This is a genomic window from uncultured Pseudoalteromonas sp., from assembly GCF_963922945.1.
In the GTDB taxonomy this organism is placed as follows: Bacteria; Pseudomonadota; Gammaproteobacteria; order Enterobacterales; family Alteromonadaceae; genus Pseudoalteromonas.
Genome location: NZ_CAWUKC010000142.1, coordinates 1 through 4,006, shown reverse-complemented (window position 1 = coordinate 4,006; position 4,006 = coordinate 1). Strand labels below are relative to the sequence as shown.

Genomic DNA, 4,006 nt, shown 5'->3' with positions numbered 1-4,006 from the left:
TAAAGGTTAAAGGTTAAAGGTTAAAGGTTAAAGGTTAAAGGTTAAAGGTTAAAGGTTAAAGGTTAAAAGCTAACTAAGATTAAAAATATAAGTTACTCCATGTAGCAACCGTTCAAAGTGAGGAGAAAATAATGTCAGCAGGATTAAAATTTAAACAGGCTATTGCTAATAACCGCCCATTGCAAGTGGTAGGTACTATAAATGCCTACACAGCTATGATGGCGGAAAAAATGGGCCACCAAGCTATTTACCTCTCAGGTGCCGGTGTAGCAAATGCCTCTTACGGTATGCCAGATTTAGGCATGACCAGCCTTGATAACGTACTTGAGGATATTCGCCGTATTACTGGTGCAAGCGATTTACCACTATTAGTTGATGCCGATACAGGCTGGGGCGGGGCGTTTAATATTGCCCGTACCGTTAAAGAAATGACTAAAGCCGGCGCAGCGGGTTTTCATATTGAAGACCAAGTAGCGCAAAAGCGTTGTGGACACCGCCCTAATAAAGAAATTGTAAGCCAAGGTGAAATGGTTGACCGCATTAAAGCGGCGGTTGATGCTAAAACCGATAGCGATTTTTACATTATGGCTCGCACCGATGCGTTTCAAAAAGAAGGCTTAAATGCCGCGATTGATCGTGCCGCTGCCTGTGTAGAAGCGGGCGCAGACGCTATTTTTGCTGAAGCCGTGCACGACCTTGCCGATTACCAAGCGTTCTCGGATGCGTTAAACGTGCCTATTTTGGCTAACATTACTGAGTTTGGCCAAACGCCTATTTACACCAAAGAGCAGTTAAGTGAGGTAGGTGTTGAAATGGTGCTTTACCCACTTAGTGCGTTTAGAGCCATGAACAAAGCCGCGCTTAACGTGTACTCTGCCATTTTAAATGAGGGCTCGCAGCAAAGCCAAATTGAAAACATGCAAACACGCGCCGAGCTTTACGAATTTTTAGATTACCACACATACGAAAACACACTTGATAACCTTTTTTCATCAAAATCTGACAAATAATAATTATTAAAATCACACACAAATTTAAGATAGGAGAAGATCATGGTAGATAAAGCATTAGGCGGTGCAGGCTTACGCGGCCAAGTAGCAGGGCAAACGGCATTATGTACAGTAGGGCAAACAGGCTCTGGTTTAACGTATTGTGGGTACGATATTAGCGAACTTGCCGAAAAAGCACAGTTTGAAGAGGTGTCGTTTTTACTTTCGCGCGGTGAGTTACCAACAGTGAATGAACTAGCTGACTATAAAGCTAAATTAAAAAGCTTACGTGGCCTGCCAGATGCACTAAAAACCGTGCTTGAAAATATTCCTAAAGACGCGCACCCAATGGATGTTATGCGTACCGGTTGCTCAATGCTGGGTAACCTAGAAATGGAACTTGATTTTAGCCAAGCAAACGATGCGATTGACCGCATGGTTGCGCTCTTCCCAAGTATTATTTGTTATTGGTACCGCTTTAGTCACGATGGCGTACGCATTGATACCCAAACCGATGACGACTCAGTAGGTGCACACTTTTTAACGCTATTACACGACAAGGCTCCGAGCAAGCTGTTTGCGCAAGTAATGAATGTGTCGCTAATTTTATACGCAGAGCATGAATTTAACGCCTCTACGTTTACGGGGCGTGTATGTGCATCAACGCTTTCAGATATTCACTCGTGTGTAACAGGTGCTATTGGTACGCTACGTGGCCCACTGCATGGTGGTGCAAACGAAGCCGCGATGGATATGATTCAAAACTTTACAAGTGCTGATCATGCCGAGCAAGAAATCATGGGTATGCTAGAGCGTAAAGATAAAATTATGGGCTTTGGCCACGCTATTTACCGCGAGTCAGATCCACGTAACGTTATTATTAAAAAGTTCTCTGAAAAACTAGCTAAAGAGGTGGGCGATGATGTGCTTTACCCTGTATCGGTTAGATGCGAAGAGGTTATGTGGCGAGAGAAAAAGCTATTTTGTAATGCCGATTTTTTCCATGCATCAGCGTATCACTTTATGGGTATTCCCACTAAGTTATTTACGCCAATATTTGTGATGAGCCGTGTTACCGGCTGGACGGCACATGTTAAAGAGCAGCGCGCTAACAACCGTATTATTCGCCCAAGTGCTGAGTACACAGGGCCAGAGGCACGTAGCTATACGCCAATTGAATCAAGAGGCTGATTAGTTACACATAATATCAATCCGTAATAATACTTAATTAAGCGCATTGGTATTGGGTGAGCAACACGCTCACCCCTTGCCTTTTATTTCCCGTCACCTATTAGCGAACCTGTATTATGACCATAATTAATAACACCCAATACCGAAAACCATTGCCTGGCTCAAATGTAGACTACTACGACACACAAGCCGCAGTAGATGCTATAAAGCCAGGTGCGTATGCCACATTGCCTTACACATCGCGCGTACTGGCCGAAAACCTAGTGCGCCGCTGTGAGCCTGATATGCTGACCGATGCGCTTAATCAACTTATTGAGCGTAAACAAGATTTAGACTTTCCGTGGTATCCGGCGCGTGTAGTATGCCACGATATTTTAGGCCAAACCGCATTAGTTGATTTAGCAGGCCTGCGCGACGCCATTGCCGCAAAAGGCGGGGATCCCGCAAAAGTAAACCCGGTTGTGCCTACACAACTTATTGTTGATCACTCTTTAGCGGTAGAGCATGCGGGCTTTGATCCCGATGCATTTGAAAAAAACCGTGCCATTGAAGATAGACGTAACGATGACCGTTTTCATTTTATAAACTGGACTAAAACCGCCTTTAAAAATATTGATGTTATTCCGCCTGGTAACGGCATTATGCATCAAATTAACCTTGAAAAAATGTCGCCTGTTATTCAAAACCGCGATGGCATTGCATTCCCTGATACCTTAGTTGGTACCGACAGCCACACCCCACATGTTGATGCACTTGGTGTAATTGCTGTAGGCGTAGGTGGGCTTGAGGCCGAAAGCGTAATGCTTGGCCGTGCCTCGTACATGCGCTTACCTGACATTGTTGGTGTTGAGCTAACAGGCACTCGCCAACCCGGTATTACTGCAACCGATATCGTATTAGCTATTACCGAGTTTTTACGCGAGCAGCGTGTGGTTTCGACCTATTTAGAATTTTACGGCGAAGGCGCCGATGCACTGACTCTTGGCGATAGAGCAACTATTTCTAATATGACGCCAGAGTTTGGTGCAACTGCTGCCATGTTTTACATAGACGATAAAACAATAGATTACTTGCGTTTAACAGGGCGTGATGAAGAGCAAATAGCCCTTGTAGAAAACTACGCTAAAACGGCAGGCCTTTGGAGCGATAGTTTAAAAACAGCAAAATACGAGCGGGTGCTTAAATTTGATTTATCAAGCGTAGGGCGCAATATTGCTGGGCCTTCGAACCCACACCGCCGTGTATCAACGAGTGATTTAGCTAAAGAAGGTATATCTGGCACAGTTGAAAACAATGAAGGCTTAATGCCAGATGGCGCCTGTATTATTGCCGCTATTACCAGTTGTACTAACACCAGTAATCCGCGCAACGTAATTGCTGCAGGCTTACTTGCGCGCAATGCAAATGCCAAAGGCTTAATGCGCAAACCTTGGGTTAAAACCTCACTCGCGCCAGGCTCTAAAGCGGTGCAATCATACCTTGAAGAGGCAAACTTACTGCCTGAACTTGAAAAGCTTGGCTTTGGTATTGTGGGCTTTGCTTGTACTACCTGTAACGGCATGAGCGGCGCACTTGATCCTGTTATTCAACAAGAAGTAATCGATCGCGATTTATACGCAACCGCGGTGCTATCTGGCAATCGTAACTTTGATGGGCGTATTCATCCCTATGCTAAGCAAGCGTTTTTAGCGTCACCGCCATTAGTTGTAGCGTATGCTATTGCCGGTACTATTCGTTTTGATATAGAAAAAGGTGTGCTTGGGCAAGATCAACACGGCAACGATATAACGCTTAAAGATTTATGGCCAAGCGATGAAGAAATAGAT

Annotated in this window: 3 protein-coding genes; all 3 read left to right on the top strand. The window is 44.6% G+C overall.

Features of this window, described 5'->3' with window-relative positions:
- The first annotated feature begins 131 nt into the window (after window positions 1-131).
- Complete coding sequence (gene prpB, locus AABI99_RS17585) at window positions 132-1,010, top strand: methylisocitrate lyase (RefSeq protein WP_055015051.1); 879 nt, start codon at window positions 132-134, stop codon at window positions 1,008-1,010.
- A 42-nt stretch (window positions 1,011-1,052) separates the two neighbouring features.
- Window positions 1,053-2,180, top strand: coding sequence for a 2-methylcitrate synthase (gene prpC / locus AABI99_RS17580; protein WP_338367418.1), 1,128 nt, complete (start codon window positions 1,053-1,055; stop codon window positions 2,178-2,180).
- A 116-nt stretch (window positions 2,181-2,296) separates the two neighbouring features.
- The coding region (acnA, locus tag AABI99_RS17575; RefSeq protein ID WP_338367417.1) for an aconitate hydratase AcnA at window positions 2,297-4,006 on the top strand (1,710 nt) is incomplete at its 3' end.

Bases quoted from the DNA above. Each gene is read 5' to 3' on its own strand.
- prpC (WP_338367418.1), top strand. From the start codon at position 1,053: ATGGTAGATAAAGCATTAGGCGGTGCAGGCTTACGCGGCCAAGTAGCA.
- prpB (WP_055015051.1), top strand. From the start codon at position 132: ATGTCAGCAGGATTAAAATTTAAACAGGCTATTGCTAATAACCGCCCA.